The 24,897-nt window shown below is 56.8% G+C and carries 19 protein-coding genes; 18 read left to right on the top strand and 1 reads right to left on the bottom strand.

All coding sequences use genetic code 11. The annotated features are described in order from the left end of the window. The first annotated feature begins 36 nt into the window (after positions 1-36). On the top strand, positions 37-3,822 hold the full coding sequence (locus tag FD37_RS07595; protein ID WP_056964560.1) for a DUF5776 domain-containing protein: 3,786 nt from the start codon (positions 37-39) through the stop codon (positions 3,820-3,822). 77 nt (positions 3,823-3,899) lie between these two features. Here the strand turns inward: FD37_RS07595 and helD are convergent, their stop codons facing one another. Then, entirely contained in the window at positions 3,900-6,206 is a 2,307-nt protein-coding gene (gene helD / locus FD37_RS07590; RefSeq protein ID WP_056964558.1) for an RNA polymerase recycling motor HelD, read from the bottom strand. A gap of 394 nt (positions 6,207-6,600) precedes the next feature. Here helD and trpS point away from each other — a divergent pair, with 394 nt between their 5' ends. The 17 genes from trpS to FD37_RS07505 all read left to right on the top strand — a co-directional run bounded on the left by trpS (position 6,601) and on the right by FD37_RS07505 (position 24,723). Further along, entirely contained in the window at positions 6,601-7,620 is a 1,020-nt protein-coding gene (trpS, locus tag FD37_RS07585; RefSeq protein WP_045807196.1) for a tryptophan--tRNA ligase, read from the top strand. 20 nt (positions 7,621-7,640) lie between these two features. Beyond that, on the top strand, positions 7,641-8,561 hold the full coding sequence (locus tag FD37_RS07580) for a Ppx/GppA family phosphatase (RefSeq protein WP_056964556.1): 921 nt from the start codon (positions 7,641-7,643) through the stop codon (positions 8,559-8,561). 13 nt (positions 8,562-8,574) lie between these two features. Next, entirely contained in the window at positions 8,575-9,837 is a 1,263-nt protein-coding gene (locus FD37_RS07575) for a hydroxymethylglutaryl-CoA reductase, degradative (RefSeq protein ID WP_056964554.1), read from the top strand. A 9-nt stretch (positions 9,838-9,846) separates the two neighbouring features. Beyond that, entirely contained in the window at positions 9,847-10,812 is a 966-nt protein-coding gene (locus FD37_RS07570; RefSeq protein ID WP_045807193.1) for a hypothetical protein, read from the top strand. Positions 10,813-11,009: 197 nt separating this feature from the next. Continuing rightward, a complete protein-coding gene (locus FD37_RS07565) occupies positions 11,010-11,708 on the top strand; it encodes an NAD-dependent protein deacylase (protein WP_056964552.1) in 699 nt (232 codons plus the stop codon). Between the two features lie 14 nt (positions 11,709-11,722). Further along, complete coding sequence (locus tag FD37_RS07560; RefSeq protein ID WP_045807191.1) at positions 11,723-12,049, top strand: hypothetical protein; 327 nt, start codon at positions 11,723-11,725, stop codon at positions 12,047-12,049. A gap of 12 nt (positions 12,050-12,061) precedes the next feature. After that, positions 12,062-12,910, top strand: coding sequence for a DUF72 domain-containing protein (locus FD37_RS07555; protein ID WP_056964550.1), 849 nt, complete (start codon positions 12,062-12,064; stop codon positions 12,908-12,910). Between the two features lie 159 nt (positions 12,911-13,069). Continuing rightward, positions 13,070-15,106, top strand: coding sequence for a methionine--tRNA ligase (metG, locus tag FD37_RS07550; protein ID WP_056964548.1), 2,037 nt, complete (start codon positions 13,070-13,072; stop codon positions 15,104-15,106). A 186-nt stretch (positions 15,107-15,292) separates the two neighbouring features. Further along, a complete protein-coding gene (locus FD37_RS07545) occupies positions 15,293-16,069 on the top strand; it encodes a TatD family hydrolase (RefSeq protein ID WP_056964546.1) in 777 nt (258 codons plus the stop codon). Next, positions 16,056-16,610, top strand: coding sequence for a ribonuclease M5 (rnmV, locus tag FD37_RS07540; protein WP_045807187.1), 555 nt, complete (start codon positions 16,056-16,058; stop codon positions 16,608-16,610). Before FD37_RS07545 ends, rnmV begins: the two co-directional genes overlap by 14 nt. An 11-nt stretch (positions 16,611-16,621) precedes the next feature. Next, entirely contained in the window at positions 16,622-17,512 is an 891-nt protein-coding gene (gene rsmA / locus FD37_RS07535; RefSeq protein ID WP_186811309.1) for a 16S rRNA (adenine(1518)-N(6)/adenine(1519)-N(6))-dimethyltransferase RsmA, read from the top strand. A 98-nt stretch (positions 17,513-17,610) separates the two neighbouring features. Next, positions 17,611-17,847 (top strand): Veg family protein, encoded by a 237-nt coding sequence (locus FD37_RS07530; protein ID WP_045807185.1) that lies wholly within the window; start codon positions 17,611-17,613, stop codon positions 17,845-17,847. A gap of 169 nt (positions 17,848-18,016) precedes the next feature. Continuing rightward, on the top strand, positions 18,017-18,871 hold the full coding sequence (gene ispE, locus FD37_RS07525) for a 4-(cytidine 5'-diphospho)-2-C-methyl-D-erythritol kinase (protein ID WP_056964542.1): 855 nt from the start codon (positions 18,017-18,019) through the stop codon (positions 18,869-18,871). A gap of 326 nt (positions 18,872-19,197) precedes the next feature. Further along, entirely contained in the window at positions 19,198-20,598 is a 1,401-nt protein-coding gene (locus FD37_RS07520; protein WP_056964540.1) for an MFS transporter, read from the top strand. A 21-nt stretch (positions 20,599-20,619) separates the two neighbouring features. Next, positions 20,620-21,777: an ROK family transcriptional regulator gene (locus tag FD37_RS07515; RefSeq protein WP_056964538.1), complete on the top strand. Its 1,158-nt coding sequence runs from the start codon at positions 20,620-20,622 to the stop codon at positions 21,775-21,777. A 560-nt stretch (positions 21,778-22,337) separates the two neighbouring features. Then, positions 22,338-23,813, top strand: a complete 1,476-nt coding sequence (locus FD37_RS07510; RefSeq protein WP_056964536.1) for a 6-phospho-beta-glucosidase — start codon at positions 22,338-22,340, stop codon at positions 23,811-23,813. Beyond that, on the top strand, positions 23,797-24,723 hold the full coding sequence (locus tag FD37_RS07505; protein WP_056964534.1) for an ROK family protein: 927 nt from the start codon (positions 23,797-23,799) through the stop codon (positions 24,721-24,723). Before FD37_RS07510 ends, FD37_RS07505 begins: the two co-directional genes overlap by 17 nt. Positions 24,724-24,897: the final 174 nt, after the last annotated feature.

Raw genomic sequence — 24,897 nt, 5'->3', positions numbered from 1 at the left:
GTAAGGATGGTAAATACAAAAGGGAGTCAGGTAGTCATGGAACAATCAACATGGTCACGTTTAGGCATCGTGTTATTTTCGGCGGGAATTTTACTGGGGATGAGTGAAGCACAACCACAAAGGGTTCGGGCAGCGGATTTACCTCTCAGTTCGGAAAGTCCGCAATCATCGGCAACTGTGAAGCAACTGGCGCCCGCCGGACGGACGGTAACACGAAATGCTGAAGTCGTAGCTTCTCCGAAGAAAGATGCAGCGGTAGAAACCGGAAGTCGCGTTCAGCCAGCGGGTAAGTTAGAGATCAAGCCGCAAAGTGGGCCCGTTAATCAGAAACAAGTACCCCGAGTATCCAACCAACAAGCGGTGAAAGTAGTAGGGACGGTCTCTAAACCGGTAACTGATGTTGAACCACAAGAAACGCTAACGGATGCTAGAACGAGGGCTGAAAATCAGATTAGAAGTATGCAATCGTTTCATACGTTGAATCCTACTGCAGGTGACTCTGATAGAGAAGAACTTATTAGTAGGATTGACACGGATACATCAGTTGATGAGGTGAATGCTGATCTACAGGTAGTTGTTGATCAGGATATTAAAAATAATAAAATTATTGAGGAACGTGCCAAGGCCAAAACGGTGGTAGATGCACTGGAAAATGTTCCAGGGAATAGCCTGAGTTTGAGCGGAGCGGATACTAGCATTAGTTCTGCCCGAGATAGGAAGACTATCATGACCTGGATCAATCTGGAACAGGAGACCGTGGGCATTAAGCAGAGTAAATTATTTTTTGAAGACGCCATTGGCGATTTCCAGAATTTAACAGCTGCTGATAAGACAAACTTTAAAAATAAAATTGATAAGATCAACCCAGTTGTACATCCAGACAATAGCCTCAGTCCTAATGATCTCGACCAATCGCGTACGGCTAAGGATGGTCCGGATGGCAGAGATATTCGGATTGCGAATATCTGGCGGGAAGCATTATCTTTAGACGAAGAACGTGCACAAGGTTTGGAATTAGTTGAAAAAGCGACAAATCAATCACCTGCAGATAAGCAAAAAATTAAGGATAATATAACCAAAGGAGATTTAGAAACCGTTAATAATATTATCCATCAGGAGAAAATGGCTGACGTGGAACCAATTAAACGAGACGTTCAAGCTAAAGTTCAGAAGTTGACACATTTAAGCCCAGACCACCAGAAAAAGTATCAATCAGTCATCCAGGGTTCTACGGATGGAAAGAAAATCCTAAGTCAGGTTGCAGCTGCCCAACAGGATAACTTAACAGATGGGAAAAGTACGGAGCAAACGGCCCTTGGTAAATTGGACGATAAGGGGACAATTACCGAAAGTATCAAGAATGCTAAAAATGAACAGGACCTGCAAAAAATTGACCAACAGATACAGCTCGCGCAAGTGAAACAGCAGATTAGTGCTGACGCAGCTCAGGTAAAGCCCTCTCCGGATTCTCAGTGGCTGAATGGCCTGAAAAGGGTAGGGACGGTTGAGCAGGCATGGACAACCTGGCAAAACTATCTAAATCAGCAGCTAGCTACCCAAGAAAAGCAGGCGGAAGCAGCTATTAAAAAGCTAAGCCATTTGGATGCTGCAGGGGAGCAAAGCCAAAAAGGCTATATTACGGAACTGTCAAAAAATACGTCATTGCCAACCGACTCACTTGCAAAAGACAGTTTACAGGATTACCAAACGAAACAGACGACCATAAAGCACGTGCAGGCACAGGCCCAATTGCAAGATGCTGCTAACGGGGCCATAGAACAGCTTAGTCAATTAAAGAACATTGATACCAGTAAGGATATTCAGAAGATTCGATCTGTCGTCAAGCAGAATAAGGCGAATGATAATCAGCTTGATACCATTAACAAAACGGTGGCAGATGCCAAGAAAGCGGATAATGAAGCGCTAACGACTTGTAGGTCCAATAGCACAACAAATCTCCAGTCGCTAACGGACCTCACGGACGAGCAAAGGACAGCGGTTAAAAAAACTATTGATGATCAGTCAGCGACTATTCAATCGATTAAAGAAGCGCTAACACAAGCAACTAGTGAAAATAACGAAACCCAAAACAAACAAAATAACCTCTTAAAGGAGTTACCCACGCTGAAATATTTAACAGCGGATGAGCAACAGACTCTAAAAGACGAGATTCAACAAATCAAAGAAATTTCTGCGTTAAACAAGTTAGAGAAAAAGGGGGAGCAACAGAATTTAGCAGATGCTCAGACTAGCTTAAAAGTAGCGGTCGACCAGTTGGCCGATTTGTCGGCTAGTCACCGAAAGATAGCCGAATCGACTATTCAGCAAGCAACGAACGTTTCGGAAGCGGAGAAGGCCCGAGAAAATGCAATAGACCAAAATAAGACGGACTTGGTAGCATTACAAGATGGTATCCAAGCCCTGCCAGCGCTAACGGCCAAGGAAAAGGCCGATAGTGTCCAGCGATTGGATGGTGATAAAACGCCCGCAGATGTTCAAAAAACGCTACAGAAAGCGCAGAATCTCAATCAGCTGGAGTTGAATCGGAATAATGCGATTCAACAATTGGGTCAGTTGCCGGACTTATCAGGAACGGACCGCCAAAACCTCAAAACGGCCATGCAGACAGCTTCCCAGTCTGATTTGAATCAATTAGCGAAGCAAGCACAGTGGGAAAATCAACAGGACCGGGTATTGACCAACCTGAAACGACTACCAGATTTGTCAGAGGCTGACCGACGAGCCCTTACCAATGGGGTCAAAACGGCTACGTCAGAGAATGCTGGATCGTTGACCACGATTTGGAAGCAGGCGCAACAAGACCAAAATGCTGCGGTGGCTAAGGCACAAGGACAGGCAATCCGACAGACGAACCAATTAGGCGCCTTATCAACGAGCGAAAAGGCAACCATCCAGCACAAAATTCAGCAGGGAACGACGGTCGCCCAGGCAGATAGTGACTATCGGAAAGCCCAAGCAGAAGCGCAAACTCATCTTCAACAAGTCAATCAGGCCATTCAAGACGCCCAAGCGTTGCCGAATCTGGATGATGAGGAACAGGTGAGTCAGCAAGCGCTGCTACTGGTCACGCCAACGCAGGGCTTGCCGGATCAGGTGGCGGCTGCCCAACGGCAGGATCGACAGAATTTAGTGACGACGCAGACTGCAACGACCCAGGCCATTCAACAACTCGACAGCCTGACTACCGCGCAAAAGCACCAATTACTAGCGCGAGTGAGCCAACTGACGACGGTAGCGCAGTTGCAACAACTGCAACAAGCCGCCCGAGACCAGGCTGCTCGTGACGTGGTGGTTACGGAAAGTGCGGACCAAGTGGTTGCGCCGACGTCGACGACAAGCAGCCAGTTTGCAGAAAGCACCCAGGTTCCTTTTAAGGTCTACCTGACGCAAGCACTATGGCGCTATCGAAGCTTGACCTTCTCCCCAGATAACCGGATTCGTTTCTATCCATCCCGTCCCCGCACTCAGGCGGCCGTCTTCACGGTGGTCGCGGTCTTTAACGGGCCACAAGGCACGCGCTTCTATCGGTTACGCGACGGGAGTTACATCACCGCTACCGCCGGGTACACAGCACACCTGTATTACCAGATGTTTCCGTTGACGGGCAAACTCAAGTTACTGCACGGCATTTACGCTTATCGGCATGCCCACTTCCGACAGAGCGACCGGCGGCATCACTTCCACCGCGGACAGGTGGTGACCATTCGGCGCTTGATTCGGCGACAGGATGGCGTTAACCGGTATCAACTAAGCGATGGCACTTACATCACAGCAAACAAGCAGTTTGTCGACTGGCAGTAAGCTTGTGGTGATACCAGCACAAAAAACGCATTGCCGATTCCCCCAAGGAAACCAGCAATGCGTTTTGACGATGATCTCTAATTACTCAACTCATGTTCGATCTGCAGATCACTCTGCGGGATGCGCTCCGAGGCGATCAGCGGTGAGACCGGCCCGATGCTCAGGAGGGTCAGGTGGTGCATCGCCCGCGAGGCAATCGTGTAGAGCGTCCCCGTGAACTGGTCGGTGGGGTAGTTCTCCGCCGACACGTTGTAGGCGATGACACTATCGAACTCCAGCCCCTTCGCCAGGTAAATCGGCAGGACGACTACGCCCTGGGGCAGCGAGCGGTCGGTATCCGTCAGGCGCGTCAGGTCGAAGTCGGCGTGGAGTTCCTGGTACACGTACTTGGCCTCGGCCGTGTTCTTGGTCAGAATCGCGACCGTCTGGTTGTCCGCCAGCTCGGCCGTCAGCTCGTGGGCCAACGCCTTGAACGCCGCCGGGGCGTCGTAGCGGATGACCACCTTGGGCAGGTCGCCGGGGCGGTTGAACGCCTCGATCTGGTCCCCGTCCGGCAACAGCGCCTTGGCGAACGTGGTGATTGGCAGCGTCGAGCGGTACGACCGCCGCAACGTGATCAGTCGCGCGTGCTTGGCGTGCAGCGCCGCGCCCAACTTTTTCAGGATGGATTCCGGCGACTCAACGGCCTTGAAGAGGGCCTGCTCGCTATCGCCCAGAAGCGTGAGCTTGGCCCGCGGGAAGGCGTGCTGCAGGTAAATTAACTGGGCAATCGAATAGTCCTGCATCTCATCCACGAAGAGGTGCTGCATCTGGTGGTTCAGGCCGCCACCGGTCAGCAGGTCCCGCAGGTACAGCAGGGGCGCCGCGTCGGTCAGCGCCAGCTTATGGAACTCGATGTCGTGGTTGTAGCGGTCAACGATGGCCTGCCAGTCGGCCGCCGACACATCCTGCGGCAACGGGCACTGCTGCAGAAAGGCGGTGTACTGGCTGTAAACGTCCAGGAAGTACCCGTTGTAGATGGCGTCGTCGACCTGGCGGAAGCGCCGGCGCACAATCTCGCGGGCGATAAAGTCGATCTCATCGTCCAACTGTTCGAACTGCCCCAGGTGTTTGGCCCCTAACAGGTTGTGGTAATCTTCGTCGCTCAGCTGGTCGATGGTGTCACGGACCCAGTCGGCCTGGGCCTCCTCGGCGATGCGGTGCTTCAGGCGTTTCTCGAGCACGTTCTTGGTCTTCAGGAACCGCTCGGCCGGGGGCACCGTGGCCGGATAGCGGGCGTAGATGGCCCGAATCTCGTCGTGGTCGAAGAAGACCCGGCCCTTGAAGCGGATGTCGGTGAACTGCATCTGGTCGGCCGGACACTGCTGACAGTAGTCCGCGACGGCGTCCATCATGGCCGCGCTCTCCTGGAAGCGCCGGACGGCCAGGTTGACCGGGTGCTGCTGGTCGCTTTCGTAGCGGGCAAATTGGGTCTGGACGTTGAGCCCCTGGAAGCGTTGCGTGAGGAACTCGGCCAGCGTGACCTGGCGCATGTTGCGTTCCCCGAGACTGGGGAGCACGTCACTGATGTAGTGGCTGAACAGGCGGTTGGGCGAGAACAGCACAATCTGATCGGCCTCGAGGTCGCGGCGGCTGTGGTACAGCAGGAAGGCGATCCGCTGGAGAATCGCGGAGGTCTTGCCGGAGCCGGCGACCCCCTGGACCACCAGCAGGTCGCTGTGGACGTCGCGGATGATGTCGTTTTGTTCCCGTTGGATGGTCGCCACGATGTTCTGCATGGTGGCGTCGTTCTGCTCGCCCAGTACGTGTTGCAACATCTCGTCGCCCACGGTCTCGTTGGTGTCGAACATGCTTTTGATCTGACCGTCTTGAATCAAAAATTGGCGTTTCTTCAAGAGGTCGGTCTGCTGGGTACCGGCTGGGGTGCTGTAGGCGACTTTGCCCAGGACCCCGTTATAGTAGATACTGGAGATTGGTGCGCGCCAGTCGTAGACCAGAAAGTTCTCATCGTCGTCCACGAACGAGGCCGTCCCGATGTACAGCGACTCGGGGGCCGCCTCGTCGGGGTCTTGAATGTCGATGCGCCCGAAGTAGGGCGATTTTTGAAGTTCTTGGAAGGTGTGCAATTGATTCTCGATGATGTTCTGATTTTCGGTTAACCGGGAGACCAGGGCCCGTTGTTGCTGCAGTTCGGCACTGGTTTCGATTCGGTCATCGACTTCGAACCAGTTCACGGACGTGTTTTCGCTATAGTTCTTTAACACGTTGCGCAACTCTTGGTGGGCGTCGTTGTACTCGGCCGTGGTGCGGTCGATCCGGTTCCCAATCTGGTGGACCACGTCGTCCACCCGGCGTTGCTCGTTGGCTTGTTCGTTGGTGGTCAAAGGACCGCCTCCTTCATAGAATTGGCTAAATTGCTTAACAATTCTAGTCACATTTCGGGGCGCTGTCAATCAAAGACCGCCGCGAAAACGCCGAATGGCGGATTCTTCCGCAAGACCCCGTGAATGGCGGTTTACATTCGCCGGTAAATCCACTAAACTGTAGGCATGAGTTGTGATGGAGTAGCCCAATCTCAGAGAGGGACCGGTCGGCTGAAACGGTCCCACGGGCGAAGTGGGTCACAACGGTTGTTCCCTGAATAAACGATGAACGTCGCGGTGGCTCCGTTAACGGCCGAAAGTGGTGACCAGCACTGGTCACAAGTTAGGTGGTACCGCGCAGTCGCGTCCTATTGACAATCGTCAATGGGGCGCTTTTTTAGAAAGGAAGATTCTGATGACAAAAAAACACGTGATTTTAACGGGCGATCGGCCCACTGGTAAGCTCCACATTGGCCATTACGTCGGCTCCCTGAAGAACCGGGTCATGCTGCAAAATACCGGCGACTACGACACCTTTATCATGATCGCCGACACGCAGGCCCTGACCGACAACGCCCGGGACCCCGAGAAGATTCGCCACAGCCTGCTCCAGGTGGCCTTAGACTACCTGGCCGTGGGCATCGACCCCGCCAAGTCGACCATTCTGGTGCAGTCCCAGATCCCCGCGTTGAGCGAGTTGACCATGACCTACCTGAACCTGGTCTCCGTTTCGCGCCTGAACCGCAACCCAACGGTCAAGACGGAAATCAAGCAAAAGGCCTTTGGTGAAAGCGTCCCGGCCGGCTTCTTCATCTACCCGGTCAGTCAAGCGGCCGACATCACGGCGTTTAAAGCTGACACGGTGCCGGTGGGTGACGACCAAGAACCGATGCTGGAACAGACCCGTGAAATCGTGCGGAGTTTCAACAACATTTACGGTCAGGAGATTCTGGTCGAACCCGAAGGCTACTTCCCAGCCAAGGGCCTCGGGCGGATCCCCGGTCTCGACGGCAACGCCAAGATGAGCAAGTCCCTGAACAACGCCATCTACCTGGGCGACGACGCCGACACGATCCAGAAGAAGGTCATGTCGATGTACACCGACCCCGAGCACATCCACGTGGAGGACCCGGGCCACATCGAGGGCAACACGGTCTTCACCTACCTGGACATCTTCGCCGAAGACAAGGCCAAAGTGGCCGATCTGAAGGCGCAATACCAGCATGGCGGCTTAGGAGATGTTAAGATTAAACGGTATCTAAACGACGTCTTACAAGCCGAATTAAAGCCAATTCGCGAACGCCGCGAACAGTTTGCGGCCGACCCGGACGGGGTCTACGCAATCCTCAAGCAGGGGAGCGAGAAGGCCAACCAAGTGGCCGCCCAAACGTTGCGTGAAGTGCGTCACGCGGTTGGTATCGACTACTTCGGTTAAGTCGAAACGGGGGGATGACCATGCAAAATTTAGCCATTGTGGATCTCGGCTCCAATTCAGTGCGCCTGGCCGTGAACGAACTACGCGACGACGGCACCTACCGGGAAGTTAACCGGGTCAAGGCCGACAGCCGGCTGTCGGAAGGCATGGGGCCGGAGAAGATTCTTCAACCCAAAGCGATGGAGCGGACGATCGCCGCTTTACGGTCGTTTCGGCCGTACTATGAGCAGTTACCCCAGCTGATCGTCCGGGGCATCGCGACGGCCGCGGTCCGGCAAGCCCGCAACCGCGACGAGTTCTTGGCGCAGGTCAAGCGCGCGACCAACATCGACCTCGAGGTGCTGACCGGCGACCAGGAGGCCTACTACGACTACCTGGGCGCGGTCAACCGCCTGAAGGTCAAGGACTGCCTGTTACTGGACACCGGTGGCGCCAGCTGTGAGCTGGTCCACGTCAAGGACGGCCGGGATGCGAACCTGATCAGCGTGCCGTTTGGGGCCGTCAACCTCTCGGAGCAGTTCCACCTGGACGACCGGGTGGCGGCCGTGGACCTCTTCTCGGCCCAGGTCTTCCTCCGGGAACGTTTGCGGGACATCTGGTGGCTCAACGACGCCAAGCACCTTCCCCTGGTCCTCTTAGGGGGCGCCAACCGGACGCTGGCCCGGATGAACCGGCAGCAGCAAAAGATCCTGCACGTCGAGAACATCCACGGTTACCGGCTGACGACCGACCAGGTCATGCGGACCTTTCAGCGGTTGTTGGCGGTGCCGTTGCGCGAGCGCAAGCGCATCTCGGGACTGGAAACGGAACGGGCCGACATCATCTTAGGCGGCATGTTGCCCCTGGTGACGCTGCTGCAGATGCTGGATTCCGACCGGGTCGTGTTCTCCGAGAGCGGCGTGCGCGAAGGCATCATTTCCGAGTACCTCAGTCAGCGTTAAGGAGGTGGACAGGATGACGACACCCTTTTACCGGTTGCCGTACGAGCAACGCCGTGACCGCCTGGCCACGACGCGGCACTTGACCGGCGCACAGCTGGCCATCGTGGCCCGGCAGCGGCAATCGGCGGACGAAGAACTGATTGAAAACTACCTGACGACCTACGGCTTGCCCGAGGGCGTGGCCGTGAACCTGCGCGTCGATGGGCGCTCCGTGGCCGTCCCGATGGTCACCGAGGAGCCCTCGGTCATCGCGGCTGCCAGCAACGGCGGGCGGCTGTTGACCAGCGACCGCGGCATCACCACCACGGTGGCGCGGCGGGAGCTGATGGGGCAGATTGTCTGCCAGCACGTCCGTCAACCCGCGGTCCTCAAGGCCTGGGTGCAGGCCCACCAAGCGGCGATCCTCAAGGTCGCCGACGCGGCGCACCCGACGTTACTGACGCACGGGGGCGGGGCCCGGTCGATCCGGGTGCGCGTGCTCCCCGATGACTGGGTCTCCATCGACCTGTTCATCGACGTGGGCGAGGCGATGGGGGCCAACCTGGTCAACACGTTGACCGAGGCGGTCGCCGATTACCTGCGTCCCCAGATCGACGGCGAGGTCCTGATGAGCATCCTCAGCAACTACGCGACCCACAGCCTGGTCACGGCGCGGTGTGCCGTGCCGGTGGACCCACTGAAAACGGCCACGCTGGCGGGGGCCACCGTCGCCGAGCGCATCTGCGCGGCCAGCGACTTTGCCCAGGTCGACCCGTACCGGGCGGCTACCCACAACAAGGGCATCATGAACGGCATCGACGCCGTGGTCCTGGCGATGGGCAACGACTGGCGGGCCGTGGAGAGCGGTGCGCACGCCTATGCGAGCCGTCACGGCCAGTACCGCGGCTTGAGCCGCTGGTGGCTGGACGGGGCGATCCTCCACGGTGAGCTGACCCTGCCGCTAGCACTGGGCTTCGTGGGCGGCGCCACGCGGGTCTTCCCGCTGGTCGCCGTGAACCAACAGATTGCCCAGGTCACCAGTGCCCGCGAGCTGATGCGGGTGACCGCCGCGCTGGGCTTGGCCCAGAACGTGGCGGCGTTGCGCGCTTTGGTCACCGAGGGCATCCAGCGGGGCCACATGCACCTGCAACTCAAATCGTTGGCGCTCTCCGTGGGCGCCACCCCGGCCGAGGTCCCCGCAGTGGTGGCCCGGCTGCAGGAACGACAACCGACCACTGCACAAGCCCAGGCGGCGTTACGGGCCGTCCGTCAGGCCAATCTAACCAACAAAGGATGAGACAAGCACATGGAAGCAAAAGATGTACAACTGAATGACCAGGTCCAAGACCTGCTCAACCAAGTCAATAACCTTTACCCGGGGAAGGTTGAGGTCCACTTTATCGGCCAACTACAGGCGGGCTTTGTGCGGCACGACCAGGCCCAACAGATGCAGATGGGCAAGGACATCGACATTCAAGTGGCCGACTTGACGGCGCCGAATTACACGGCGTCGCACGAACTGCTGCACCTGCTGATGATTTTATCCGGCTTCCCGCAGGTCTTCTTCTCCCTGACCACCGGGAACCCCGACCTGGATCAACAGCTGATGATCATGGGTACCGAGCTGTACGATATCGTGAGCCACGAGGTCGTGGTCAGCGAACAGCGGAAGCACGGCCTGATCACGCCCGAGATCAACGACCTGTACCTGAAAGGGGTCGACTACACGCTGAAGCCGGAACCGGCCGAGCGCGATGACGAGATGACCCTGCGGACGCTGACGTTATTGGACGCGCTGGTCTTCTTTGGCCCCGATAACCAGGCCATCAACGACCAGTTCACCAAGGACTACCCGGAAAGCTTCGCGGCGGCCCGGAAGCTCTACCAAACAATTACTGCCAAACCGGTCACGTCGCCATTTAGCCTCCGCCGGAACGTGGTCAAGCTGTTCAAGGCCTTCGACGCCCAGCTGGAAGCCTGGAACTTGCCGGCGCTGCACAACACGGAATTCACCACGTTGTCCAGCGTGCTGTCCAAGCGCCAGCTGAGTCTGCAGGTGCGGCAGATCTTCGAGCTGTACCATTCCGACATGCACGAGAAGACCACGCAACGGCGCGGGTACGTCGGCTTCAACCGGGCGGACAACCAGAACGCCTTCGTGTTGCCCGCACCTAAGCCGAAGGAAGACACGCCGGATTACTACACGAACATCTATAACATGACCGTTGAGGACCTCTTCAAACAACTGAAGATGCCTTACATTTTGCGGTAACCACCCTGAAGCGGGCCAACGACTGAACGTTGGCCTGCTTTTTTATGGTGCGATTAGCGAGATAAAAGCGGGTCGTTCGCGTATAAAATTTCTAATCACAACTTTCCGGTGAGATGGTGGATATTAACGACCTCCTCGGGGGCATGCTATAATGGAAACAGATGTTTGCTGGATGATTTGTGAGGGGGTAGTAACGAATGGAAGCACGATTACAAGAACAGTTTGATCAAGCAAAACACATCGTTTTTCTCACGGGTGCCGGCGTTTCGACCCCGTCCGGGATTCCAGATTATCGCTCGAAGAATGGCCTGTACACCGGCCACCGCAACGCCGAGTATTACCTGAGCCACACCTGCCTGGTGCGTGAGCCCGCGACCTTTTACGACTACGTCAAGCAGAACCTCTATTACCCGGACGCGCAGCCCAACGTGATCCACACCAAGCAGGCGGCGCTGACCCGGGAGAACCGCGCGACGGTGATTACCCAGAATATCGATAACCTGTACAACGTCGCGAACTGTGCCCACCTGGTCGAGTTCCACGGCAACCTCTACAACGTCTACTGCCAGGTCTGTGGTGCCCACGTCGACTGGCACCAGTACCTCAAGGACCCGCACCATGACGCGGATGGCGGCTGGTTGCGGCCGGACGTCGTCTTGTACGAGGAGGGGCTGAAGCAGCTGAACATCCAACGGGCGGTCGCGGCCATGACCCAGGCCGACCTGGTGGTCATCGTCGGGACCTCGATGCGGGTCTACCCGTTCGCCGGCCTGCTCGATTACCGCAACGACCAGGCCCCGGTCGTGGTGATCAACCAAGAAAAGCTCGATTTGGGCGTCCCGATTGAGATGGTCCAGGCGGACGCCACACAATTCTTTGAAGAACTTCAGGTCTGAGGGTGATAGAACCGATGAGCCATCAAGAGATTATTGACCGGCTCCGGCGGCTGGTTCGCCGGATGCGCTGGCTAAACGCGCTGCAACTGATTCCCGACACGCTGGTGATCTACGGCATCTTACAGCTGGCCTTTAATCAGGAGGTCGTGATGCTGTTCAACACCGGCTTCTCCCGGGAGCGGGCGGGGATGGTGACCATCCTGTTTGCGTTGATCGACCTTTGCGTCACCGGGATCCGGTATAACGACCGGCTGGCCGGGCGGCGGCTGATCAGCCAACTCAGCGGCCACCTGACTACGCCGGAAGCGGACCTGATCAAGCAGTTTGAACGCTTTAAGTAGGGAGGGACACGCATGATCACCATTGGGTTAACTACCTGGACGGAACATCCCGCCCTGATTGGGGGCGTCGACCGCCCCGTGACCCTCACCGAGTACGCCGGTCATCTGCCGGTGGTGGAGCTCGATACGCCGTTCTACGGCCTTCCACGGGCCAGTACTATCGCCAATTGGCAGGCCACGGTACCGGAGGGCTTTCAATTTATCCTGAAGGCCAACCAGGTCATGACCACCCACGGACAGCGGCAGCATCCGGTGACCTTCGAGGAACGGGCCAAGGTCTTCGCCGATTACGCCGAATTGGTGGCCCCGTTGGTGCGGCGCCACCAATTACGGACGATCCTGTTTCAATTTCCGCCGTACTTCAACCGCACTACGGAGAATATCCAGTACCTCCGCGAGATTCGGACCTGGATGGGGCGACTGCCCATCGCCGTGGAATTTCGGAGTCCCAGCTGGTTTGCAACCCCGGGGATGACCACCGACGTGCTGGCCTACCTGCAGTCGCTGCGGATGACCAACGTCACGACCGACGAGCCGCACAACTTAAATGACGGCATCCCGCTGGTCGCCACGGTGACCACGCCCGACCTGGCAATGATTCGGCTGCACGGCCGCAACGCCCAGGGCTGGTTCAACCAGGGAGCCAACTGGCGCAAGACCCGGACGCTGTACAAGTACAGTGAAGACGAGCTGCAGACGATTGCGACGCTGGTCCGGCAGGTCGCCATGCAGGCCCGCGACGTGTGCGTCATCTTTAACAACAATTCCGGCCGCGATGCCGCCCCGAACGCGTTGCGCCTGCAGGAGATCCTGGGCCTGCAGTGGACCAATTTGGCCCCGCAACAGTTGGATCTGTTCTAAGCGGCGGGCAGTGGTTGGCCGACAGAACCATTTAGCTGACAAAATCCCCGGTCGGGTGCTATGGCTGGACCGGGGATTATGCTATACTAAATGAGAATTTAACGTGAAATTTAACCCTAAAATTTACGGAAATCTTTTGAGCAAGGAAGGCTTTAGTTTATGGCAGATACCAAACCTACTTTTTACATCACCACGCCGATCTATTATCCATCGGGTCGGTTACACATCGGAAACTCCTACACCACGATTGCCTGTGACACGGTGGCGCGCTACAAGCGCAGCAACGGGTACGACGTCTTTTTCCTGACCGGGACCGACGAACACGGTCTGAAGATCGAGGACAAGGCCCAATCCCAGGGCAAGACGCCGCAGGAATACGTCGATGGCATGGCGACCCAGATCAAGCAACTCTGGAAGACGCTGGAGATTTCCAACGACAAGTTCATTCGGACCACGGATGCCGAACACGTGGCGGCCGTGCAAAAGATTTTCGAGCGTCTGCTGAAGCAGGGCGACATCTACCTGGGTGAATACGAGGGCTGGTACTCCGAGGACGACGAAGAGTACTTCACCGAGACCCAGCTGGCCGAAGTCTACCACGACGATAACGGCAAGGTCATCGGCGGGAAGGCACCGTCCGGCCACGAGGTCTCGCTGGTCAAGGAACAGTCCTACTTCTTCAAGATGAGCAAGTACGCCGACTGGCTGCTGGACTTCTACCACAGCCATCCGCACTTCATCCAACCGGAATCCCGGATGACCGAAATGATCAACAACTTCATCAAGCCTGGCCTGGAAGACCTGGCCGTTTCCCGGACCACCTTCACCTGGGGGGTCCCGGTCGAAAGCGACCCGAAGCACGTGGTCTACGTGTGGATCGACGCGCTGCTGAACTATATCACCGCGTTGGGCTACACCAGTGACGACGAGGGGCTGTTCAAGAAGTTCTGGCCGGCCGACGTTCAGATGGTCGGGAAGGAAATCGTCCGGTTCCACTCCATTTACTGGCCAATCGTGCTACACGCTCTGGGGCTAGAAATGCCGAAGGAATTGTTCGCCCACGGCTGGTTGTTGATGAAGGACAGCAAGATGTCCAAGTCGACCGGGAACGTGATCTACCCCGAAACGCTGGTCGACCGCTACGGCCTCGACGCCGTACGGTACTACCTGATGCGCGCGATGCCGTATGGTAACGACGGGAACTTCACGCCGGAAGACTTCGTCAACCGCTTGAACTACGACCTGGCCAACGACCTGGGGAACCTGCTGAACCGGACCGTCGCCATGATCAACAAGTACGAAGATGGCAAGTTGCCAGTCTTGAAGAGCGGTGTGACCGAATTCGACGCCGACCTGGAACAGACCGCGGCCGACGTCATCCGGAACTACGAAGACCTGATGGACCAGATGCACTTCGCCGACGCGCTGGCGGAGATTTGGAAGCTGGTGGCCCGGACCAACAAGTACATCGACGAGACGGAACCTTGGAAGTTAGCCAAGGACGACGCGGCGAGCGACCAATTGTCCGCCGTGATGGCCCACTTGGCGGCCAGCCTGCGGGTCATCGCCACGCTGATCAGTCCGGTCATGACCCACGCGCCGAAGGAAATTTTCACGCAGTTGGGCTTGGACCCGGCCACGTTGGCCTTGAAGGGCCTGCAATTCGCCGACTTACCCGCCGGTGAGCAGGTCGTGGCCAAGGGAACGCCGATTTTCCCCCGGTTGGACACCGAGGAAGAAGTGGACTTCATCCAAGGACAGATGACGAAGTCGGAAAAGACCAAGGGTCGGGCTGCGATGGCGGCGAAGGCTCAGAAGCAGGAGGCTGCTGTGGATCCAGAAGAAACGGAACTCACTTTAAATAAATCCGAAATTCGGTTCGACAAGTTCGAAAAGATCGAACTGCGGGTCGCCGAAATCAAGGCGGTCGACCACGTTGAAGGGGCCGACAAGCTGTTACGGTTCCAGTTGGACGCCGGGGACAAGGGCTTACGCCAGATCCTCTCCGGCATCGCCCAATGGTACCCAGAACCAGCATCCCTCGTGGGCAAGAAGGTCATCATCGTGGCCAACTTGAAGCCACGGAAGATGCGGGGCCAGATCAGTCAAGGGATGCTGTTATCAGCGGAATATGACGGTGAGGTCAAGCTGGCCATCGTGCCACAAGACCTGGTCAACGGGTCCTCAGTCGAATAACGTCAAGCAAACGCGGGCGGCGATGACTTAGTCGTCGGCCCGCGTTTTTTGTGACGACCAGTTGGCCGCTGCGGCTTGACGCTGACGGGCCAATGATGATTTAATAGGAGAATCGCGCTAGGGGCGGCTGGTCGCAACGGCCGCCCCTAGCAGAGTGGTCACCGTTTCTGATAAGGAGACAATTGTATGAAAATTTTTGACTCACACACGCATTTAAACAGCGAAGAATTCATCCACGACGTGCCGACGTTCGTGAAGCGCGCCGCCGACCTGGGTGTGACCCGGATCGCCAACGTCGGGTCGAACACCCAGCTGAACGCCGACGCCATCAAGCTGGCGCACCAGTACCCGCAGATGATCGCCGTGGTCGGCTGGCATCCCGAGGACTCGAAAAACTACACGCCGGCCGCCGAGCAGCTGCTGGAAGAGCAGTTGCAGGACGACCAGGTCCGTGCCCTGGGTGAGATTGGCCTGGACTACCACTGGGACACCTCCCCGCAGGATACCCAGCGCAAGGTCTTTGCCCGGCAAATCGCCATCGCCAAGGAGGTCGGCAAGCCCATCGTGGTCCACAACCGCGACGCCTTCGAAGACACCTACCGGATCATCAAGGAAGCCGGCATTCAGGACATCGGCGGGGTCATGCACAGCTTTAACGGCGACCCCGAATGGTTGAAGAAGTTCCTCGACTTGGGGATGCACATCTCGTACTCCGGGGTGGCCAGCTTCAAGAACGCCCACGAGGTCCACGATTCCGTGCGGGCCACGCCACTGGACGTGATGATGGTCGAGACCGACGCGCCGTACCTGACGCCGGAGCCGCACAGAGGCGAGCAGAACGAACCGGGCTTTACCCGCTACACCGTCGAGGCCATCGCCAAGGAACGGGCTACCACGCCAGAGACCATTGCGGCCGCGACCTACCACAACGCAGAGGAGTTTTACCAAATTGAAGAAGATTAAAGAAGTCCTGGTGGTCGAGGGCAAGGACGACACCAAGGCCATCAACCGGGCGGTCAACGCCGACACCATCGAGACGAGGGGGTCCGCCATCGACGACGACACCCTGGCCCTGATTGAAAAGCTCGCCGACCAACGCGGCGTGATCATCTTCACCGACCCCGACTTTTCCGGGGAGAAGATTCGCAAAATCGTGGCCGAGGCCGTGCCGAACGCCAAGCACGCCTTCCTGCCGAAAAAGGAAGGGCGCCCGGACAAGGCCGGGGGCTCACTGGGCGTGGAACACGCGACGCCGGACGCCATTCGTGCGGCACTGGACCACGTTTACACCGAGACGGACGCCGCGCCCGAACTGATCAGCCACGCCGAGCTGGTCGCCGCCGGCCTGATCGGTGGGGCGGGGGCCAAGCGGCGCCGGGAACAACTCGGCGAACTGTTGCAGATTGGCTACGTGAACGGTAAGCAACTTGAGAAACGGTTGCGGATGTTTGGGATTCAGCCGGCCGACTTTCAGGCCGCTGTCGCCCAGCTACCCGCGGAATAAGGGGGATTTACGTGAATAACAATGTACCTGAGATTGGCTCGCCAGCCCGCACCAAGGCCATCCTGAACCGCTACCGGTTAGTGGCCAAGAAGAGCCTGGGGCAGAACTTTCTGTCCGATCTGAACATCCTACGGAACATCGTGACGGCCGCCGACGTGACGGCCGACGACAACGTCATCGAGATTGGTCCCGGAATCGGGGCGCTGACCGAACAGTTGGCGCGCAAGGCCCGCAAGGTCGTGGCCTTCGAGATCGACGCCAACCTGTTGCCGGTCCTGGACGATACCCTGATGGACTACGACAACGTGAAAATCATCAACCAGGACATCTTGAAGGCCAACCTGCCCGAGGTCATCCGTGACGAGTTTGAGCCGGGGCACCCGGTCAAGCTGGTGGCCAACCTGCCGTACTACATTACGACGCCGATCCTGATGGGCGTGTTGCAGAGCAACGTGTCCTTCGACCAGATTGTGGTGATGATGCAGGCCGAGGTCGCCGACCGGCTGGTGGCCGTTCCGGGCACCAAGGCGTACGGCTCCCTGTCGCTGGTGATGCAGTACCGCGCCCACGTGGAGGTTGCCTTCGACGTGCCGCGCTCGGCGTTCATTCCCCAGCCCAACGTGGATTCGGCGATCATTCGGCTGACGCCGCGGGAGCCGCTGCCGGTGATGCCGTACGACGACAAGGCCCTCTTTGGCTTCGTCAAGGGCTGTTTTGCCCACCGGCGCAAGTCGTTGTGGAACAACCTGCAGGGGATCTTTGGGAAACAACCCGAGGTCCGCGAACGCATCCAGACGGTCCTGCAACGGGTCGATATTTCGCAACAATTGCGGCCCGAACGGCTGACGCTGATTAATTTTATTGAATTAGTGAATGCTTTTCATGACGAAGGGCTAATGTAACCCTTACCAATCGCTGATTATTGCGATTTTGAGGCTAGTGTGGTATAATTTGCATTTCTTGTGAAACTATGGTATCATGTTTCACAGAGGTGAAGTGCATGCCAACTAGTTTAGCAAATATCAAGAATAAACTTGATAGTCGCATTGGTGAAAAGTTAATGGTAATTGCCCAAGCCGGGCGTAAGAAGACGACCGAACGGCATGGAATTCTTCGGGAAACCTATCCCGCAGTTTTCGTGGTTGATCTCGATCAAAACGAAAACTCCTTTGAACGGGTTTCTTACAGTTACACCGATATTTTAACCAAAAACATCGAAGTCGACTTTGATGAATAAATAATTGGGCCTACGAGGCCTTTTTATTTTGCCCAAAATGCGGGGAACCGGGGGCGGGACCAGGATTTTATCGCGATGGAGTTCAATTTGGCTTTTTTCCATAGTATAATGGGCTTAATTAGATTCACGAGTACGGTAGGCCGGTCCTACCCGGAATTAAGGTGAGCGCATGCAACTGATTGAAAAGGCACCAGCCAAGATAAACCTCGGGCTCGATACGCCTTACCATCACCAAGATGGGGCGGAGGAGTGGAACATGGTCATGACCTCGGTCGACCTGGCCGATTACGTCGACATTCAGACGCTGACCAAGCATAAACGGATTCGGGTGGCCTCGGACAGCGGCTTTTTACCCAACGACCAACGGAATCTCGCCTTTCAAGCGGCCCACTTATTACAGACGACCTTTCACATCAACGAAGGGGTCAATATTCGGATCAAGAAGAACATCCCGGTGGCAGCCGGCCTAGGGGGCGGTTCCTCGGACGCCGCGGCGGTCTTACGTGGCCTCAATCAGCTCTGGAACTTGGGGCTGTCCTGGCAAGAATTGGCCAAGTTGGGCCTGCAGATTGACTCGGACGTGCCGTACTGCGTGTATGGCCGGACGGCGCACGTACGCGGGCGCGGGGAGCGCATCACGCCGCTGTCGAAACTCCCGACGGCGTGGGTGGTCCTGGCCAAGCCCAAGGTCAGCGTCTCGACGCCCAGCATCCTGCAGCGCATCCGCTACGACGACCTGGAGCACCCGGATATCGAGGCCCTCTTGCGGGCGGTCCGGGAGCAGGACATCGCCGCGATGTGTGCGGTGATGGGCAACGCCTTGGAGCCCCTGACGGCCCAGCGTTACCCGGAGATCACGCAGCTGAAGCAGCAGATGATCAAGTTCGGGGCCGACGCGGCGCAGATGAGCGGCACCGGGCCCACGGTGTTCGGCCTGTGTGGCAAGCAGTCCCGGGCCCAGCGCGTCTTCAACGGCATGAAGGGCTTCTGCCGCGAGGTGTACCTGGTCCGTCCGTTGCCGTAGCCAGCCCCAGAACATCAAAGCAGTGATCCTTAAAATAGGCAGGACCTTCTCCAGTGGGGGAGGGCCTGCCTTTTTGGGTGGGAAAGGGTGGCGCAAGTTCTTTTTGAAAGTTGAATTTCTTAATCGTTGCCAAACATTTGCTGACCGTGGCCCGGTCTATCAACGATTTTAATCAAAATAAGCTGGTTACATCTACTGATATCAAGCGTTTTACCTTAAAAAATATGTAAATTGATATTGACAACTGAAAACGGTTACAGTATCCTAGTCATTGAAAGTTGAGTTTGTTAATAGCGTCAAAACTTTTATGCTAAGAGGTGTTTGATATGAGTGAAAATGCTCCACACGCCGAGGTGGCCACCAAGAACATGGTCCCTTGGAAGGAACGATTCGCCTATAGTTTGAGTGACTTTGCCTGCAACCTATCTTTTCAGATGGTTGGGACGTACTTAATGATTTTCTACACTGATACCTTTGGGATCAGTGCTGCCGCAGTTGGGACCCTGTTCTTGGCTGCCCGGATTGTCGATGCTTTTGATGGGCCATTCTGGGGAATTATGATCGACCACACCCACACCAAGTATGGGAAGAGTCGACCGTACTGGTTATGGTTCTCGATTCCATTTGCCGTCTTCTGTGTTCTGGTCTTTACCACGCCAAACCTGAGCTTAACGGGGAAGCTGATTTGGGCCTACGTTACCTATATTGGGGTTGATGTTCTTTATTCCGCAGTTAACATTCCAATTACGTCAATCTTGCCATCATTAACCAGCAACCCACAAGAACGGGTAACGTTATCCACGATTCGTCAATTCATGGGAACCGCCGGTGCTACGTTGATCACCGGGATTACCTTGGGAATGGTTGCCTTCTTCGGTAACGGTTCCACCACGAGCGCTCACGGCTGGTTCATCTGGGCCTTGATCGTCGGGATCATTGTGGTGATCATCTTCGGTTTTGTCTTCAAGAACACGCACGAACGGGTTCAGACCAAGAGCTCCCGGAAGTCGATTCCAATCAAGGAATCTTTGAAAGCGCTTCGTCGGAACTGGCCATGGGCCATCATCATCTTCATCAACTTCATTTACTGGTTGGGGATGCAGACCCGTTCACAAGTCACGGTTTACTTCTTCAAGTACAACATGCACGATGCCGGTCTGGCGTCCTTCGTTCTGAGTTTACAAATCGTTGCTTTGGTTGCCGTGGTCGTGACGCCATGGACCTCCAAGCGGATCGGTAAGCGGAACACCATGTTAATGGGTATGATCTTAGCCGTTGTGGGCCAATTACTCTTGAGTGTTGGTGCCGGCAGCTTGAGCGTTCCAATGATCATCTTTGCCACCATCGTGGGTTACTTAGGAACCGGTTACGTTTCTGGTTTGATCGCCGTGATGTTAGCCGATGCCGTGGACTACGGTGAATGGAAGAACGGTGTCCGGGCCGAAGGAATCGTTACCTCCTTCTCCAGCTTCTCTGCGAAGTTAGGGATGGGGATTGGTGGTGTGATCACTGGTTGGTTACTGACCTCCACTGGTTACGTCGCAAACCACGCCCAAAGCGCTTCCGCGTTACACGGAATCGAATTGAACTACATTTGGGTACCATTGTTGGGATTCGCGCTTTCAGGTATCGCGCTGATGTTCTATCATGTAGATGGAATTGAAAAGCAGATGCAAAGTGACTTAGCGGTTAAGCACGCTAAGGAAAACGCTGAAGACGAAGACTAAACAGTGAAATGAGTTGATTGAATGATTATTAATAAGGACGTTATGCGTGATCATAACGAACACTCAGTCTTACAGGCGATTGTGAACCATGGCCCGATTTCGCGGAACGATGTCTCGAAACTGCTGGGACTGAACAAGGTGACGGTGTCCGACATTGTCGGCACGTTGCTCAAACGGAAGTTGGTACTGAGCGTTGGTGAAGATAAAACGGCCAGTTCGAGCGGACGCCGCCCGGAACTGGTGGCCTATAACGCCGCTTACGGTTACGTGATCAATTTCAGTCTCTCGGGCTCCGCCATCGAAATGCTGGTTGCCCAGCTGGATGGGCGGGCGCTCGAGTACAGCACCAAGCCGCTTAATCATCAGTCCGTGAAGGAAATCGTGGCCGAGATGGAAAAGATGATCGGCCAATTGCCGAAGTTCCCGGTGGAAAATGGCCTGGTCGCCATCTCCATCGCCATCTTCGGGGTGGTCTACCAAAACACCATCATGACGTCGCCGTTCGTTGATTTCGAGGACTTTGACCTCGTGGCCCACTTCAAGCAACGCTACCACGTTGAAGTGATTATGGAAAACGAGGCCAACCTTTCCGCCATCTTCGAGCAGGACTTCAGTAAGCAGGAGCTCCAGAACATCGTGTCGATCAGTATCCACGAGGGCTTGGGGGCCGGGATCATCCTGAACACCCAGCTGTATCGCGGCAACTACGGGCAGGCCGGGGAAATCGGCCGCATCATGATTCAAGATGGCGACCATCCCCAACGCCGCTTGGCGACGCTGCCCACGTTCGACACCGAATGGTCGGAAACGGCGCTCCTCGCGAAGGCGGGGCACCTGAAGGGTCAGGCCGATTACGAGTTGGCCCAGCTGATCCGGGACTACAATGCCGGCGACCCGGCGATTGCCGAGTTGTTGGAGGAGTTCTGTTACCAACTGGCCATCGTGACCAGCGACCTGATTGCGGCCTACGATCCGCAGATGATTTTCTTCGATTCACCCTTAGTGGATCAGATTCCAGAGATTCTCAAGAATATTCAAATGAAACTCGGCTTTATGCCGTTGGTTCCCCCGTTAGTCATGTCGAAGGACGTGCGTTACGCCACGTTGCTGGGCGGTGCTTCCCTGGCGATTCACCAGGTCTTGCACATGCCGAAGACGCGGTTGATCTTCCACCATTAACGGGTGGCCAAACTAAAAATGTGATGTCCGGTGGCTGACGAAGCTGGTCGGCATCACATTTTTTTTGTGGGTCAGGTGGATGAACTCAGCGCTTCTGGCTCACGTTGCGGAAACTGGCAACTCTGAGCTGAACATCATATTTCCAGGTACTCATCAGTTACGGATTGCAAAGTATAGATACGTATGGGATGAGCATGGGTGAACTCAACCCCTCCAGCTGATGTGGATGCTAAGCCATGTCCGTTGGGGTCTTAGGGATTACTGCGCTGGTCCAGTTTTCAGCCGCCGCCATCATCGGGGGTGGTCGCCAGTATGTTCCGTTTATGATGGTTTTTCATGATGTGAGCGTAACAGAGGCGACTTGCTGGTCGTGGTGAAATTGATGTTACCGGGTGTTCTTTGCCCGGTTACATCAAGGCCGAGCTCTGGAGACTCGTGGGTTTCGAGGCTTCGGAGTCGTGCCCACCTCGACCAGCTTGCTCGCCGGCGTGGAGCGCCTGCCAACGACCAATTGAAGCATTTAACCAATAAAACGACATTTTGTATAGGAGGAAATTGATTTGACGAAAATCAGCTTACCAAAGAACTTTTTATGGGGTGGCGCCGTGGCGGCCCACCAACTCGAAGGGGCCTATAACGTGGGCGGTAAGGGCCTGAGCGTGGCCGACGTGATGACCGCCGCCGGGAACCGCGACGAACGGACCATCACCCAGGGCGTCCAGGACGGGGAATTCTACCCGAACCACGTGGGCATCGACTTCTACCACCAATACCCCGCCGACGTGAAACTATTTGCCGAAATGGGCTTTAAGTGCTTCCGGACCTCGATCGCCTGGTCCCGGATCTTCCCCCAGGGCGACGAACTCGAACCCAACGAAGAGGGGCTGAAGTTCTACGACCGGCTGTTCGATGAATGCCTGAAGTACCACATCGAACCGGTGGTCACGCTCTCGCACTTTGAGATGCCGTACCACCTGGTCACCGAGTACGGGGGCTTCCGCAGCCGCAAGGTGGTCACGTTCTTTACCCGGTTCGCCCAAGCCGTCTTCGAACGCTACCAGGACAAGGTCAAGTACTGGCTGACGTTTAACGAAATTAACAACCAAAGCAACTACGACCGAGCCTTCACGCTGTTCACCAACTCCGGGATCAAGATCAAGCCCGGGGAGAACGCCGAGGCCGTGATGTACCAGGCCGGCCATTACGAGGTCGTCGCCAGTTCACTGGCCGTCCAACTGGGCCACCAGATCAATCCCGATTTCCAAATCGGGGCCATGATCGCCATGTCACCTGTCTACCCGGCGACCGACAAACCGGCGGACATCTTAAAGGCGCAACGGGCCATGCAAGCTCGCTTCTGGTTCTCCGACGTGCAGGTCGAAGGGGCCTACCCGACCTGGCTGACCCGCTACTTCGCTGCCAAGGGCTACGACCTGGACATCACCCCGGCCGACCTGGCGAACTTGAAGCGCGGCAAGGTCGACTACCTGGGCTTCAGTTACTACATGTCCTTCGCCACGGCGGCCAGCGACCACGAAGATCCGCAGTTCTCCTACAACGAGTCCACCGACCTGGTCACCAACCAGTACGTGCCCCAGTCCGACTGGGGCTGGCAGGTCGACCCCGAGGGGCTGCGATACTCGCTGAATTGGTTGAATGACCGCTACCACCTGCCACTCTTTATCGTGGAAAATGGGATCGGGGCCATCGACGAACTGACGCCGGACCACCAGGTGCACGACGACTACCGCATCACCTACCTGCGCGACCACATCGAACAGATGGAGCTGGCCATGCAGGAAGACGGGGTGCCGGTCATGGGATACACGCCGTGGAGCGCCATCGACATCGTCTCCGCCAGCACCGGTCAACTCTCGAAGCGCTACGGGTTCATCTACGTGGACCGTAACGACGACGGGAGCGGGAGCCTGGCGCGCTACAAGAAGGACTCCTTCTACTGGTACCAGCACGTCATCGCCACGAACGGGGCGGACCTGGCGTCTACGGGAGGTGCGGCCCATGGCACGACCAACTGAACCGTTACTGGTGATTGATATTGGCGGGACCACCGTTAAATACGGTGTGTGGGCCCACCAGCAGCTGGGACAAACGGGGCGGTTCGACACGCCCCAGCAGTGGCCGGACCTGCTGAACGAACTGCTGCGGGTTCAGCGACGCTACCCGCAGGACTTCGCCGGGGTCGCCATCAGTCTTCCCGGGAGTGTCGATACGGTCGCCGGGAAGATCTCGGGGACCAGTGCCGTCGAGTACCTGAACGGGTTCCCCATTAAGGCCGCCTTGCGTGCGGCGATGGGGGTCCCCGTCAGCATTCAAAACGACGCCAACTGTGCGGCGTTGGCCGAAAGCTGGCGGGGCAACGCCCGGGACGTGGCCGACGCGCTCTTCATGATCATCGGCACCGGGGTCGGGGGCGCCATGCTGGTGGATCACCAGTTGGTGACCGGCCGGCAGCACTTCACCGGCGAATTCGGCTACATGGTCATGAACGAGCGGGGCGAGACCCTCAGCGAGCTGGCCAGTCCGGTTCGGATGGCGCGGCGCTACAGCCGCCAGGCCGACCTCCTGACGGCGGTATCGGCCCAAGAGGTCTACGACGCCGCGGCGGCCGGTGATGCGGTGGCCCAGCAGTGCATTACGGCGATGATGGGCTGGCTGAGCGTGGGGGCCTTCAACAGCTATGTCAGCGTGAACCCCCAGCGCCTGCTGATTGGGGGCGGTATCTCGGCCCGGCCGGGATTCGTCGCCCAACTGCGCGCCCAGATTCAGCAATTGATGTACCAGCACGGGGCGCCCATCGAGGTGGACGTGCAGCCTTGCCAGTTCCGCAACGAGGCGAACCTGATCGGGGCCGTGCGGCAGTTCGACCTGGAGTTCGGCGATACGGCGCCCCTCGCCGCGACCGCTGAAGTGCCGGTGTCGCGTTAGGCATGAAACAGCTATTTAGCAAACTAAACAGGGTGGTCAGACCGCGGAAACTTCCGCGGACTGGCCACCCTGTTTGGGTTGCTGATGGGGTTAATTAAAAAAGCAGCGAATCGGGAAGATGAAGTGAACCCCATAAGTTGGAGTGAATTTCTACGCCACTAACTGGCTGGTATG

The organism is Levilactobacillus spicheri DSM 15429, from assembly GCF_001435095.1.
In the GTDB taxonomy this organism is placed as follows: domain Bacteria; phylum Bacillota; class Bacilli; order Lactobacillales; family Lactobacillaceae; genus Levilactobacillus; species Levilactobacillus spicheri.
The sequence above is the reverse complement of the archived record's forward strand: the minus strand, read 5'-3'. Positions and strand labels throughout refer to the sequence as shown.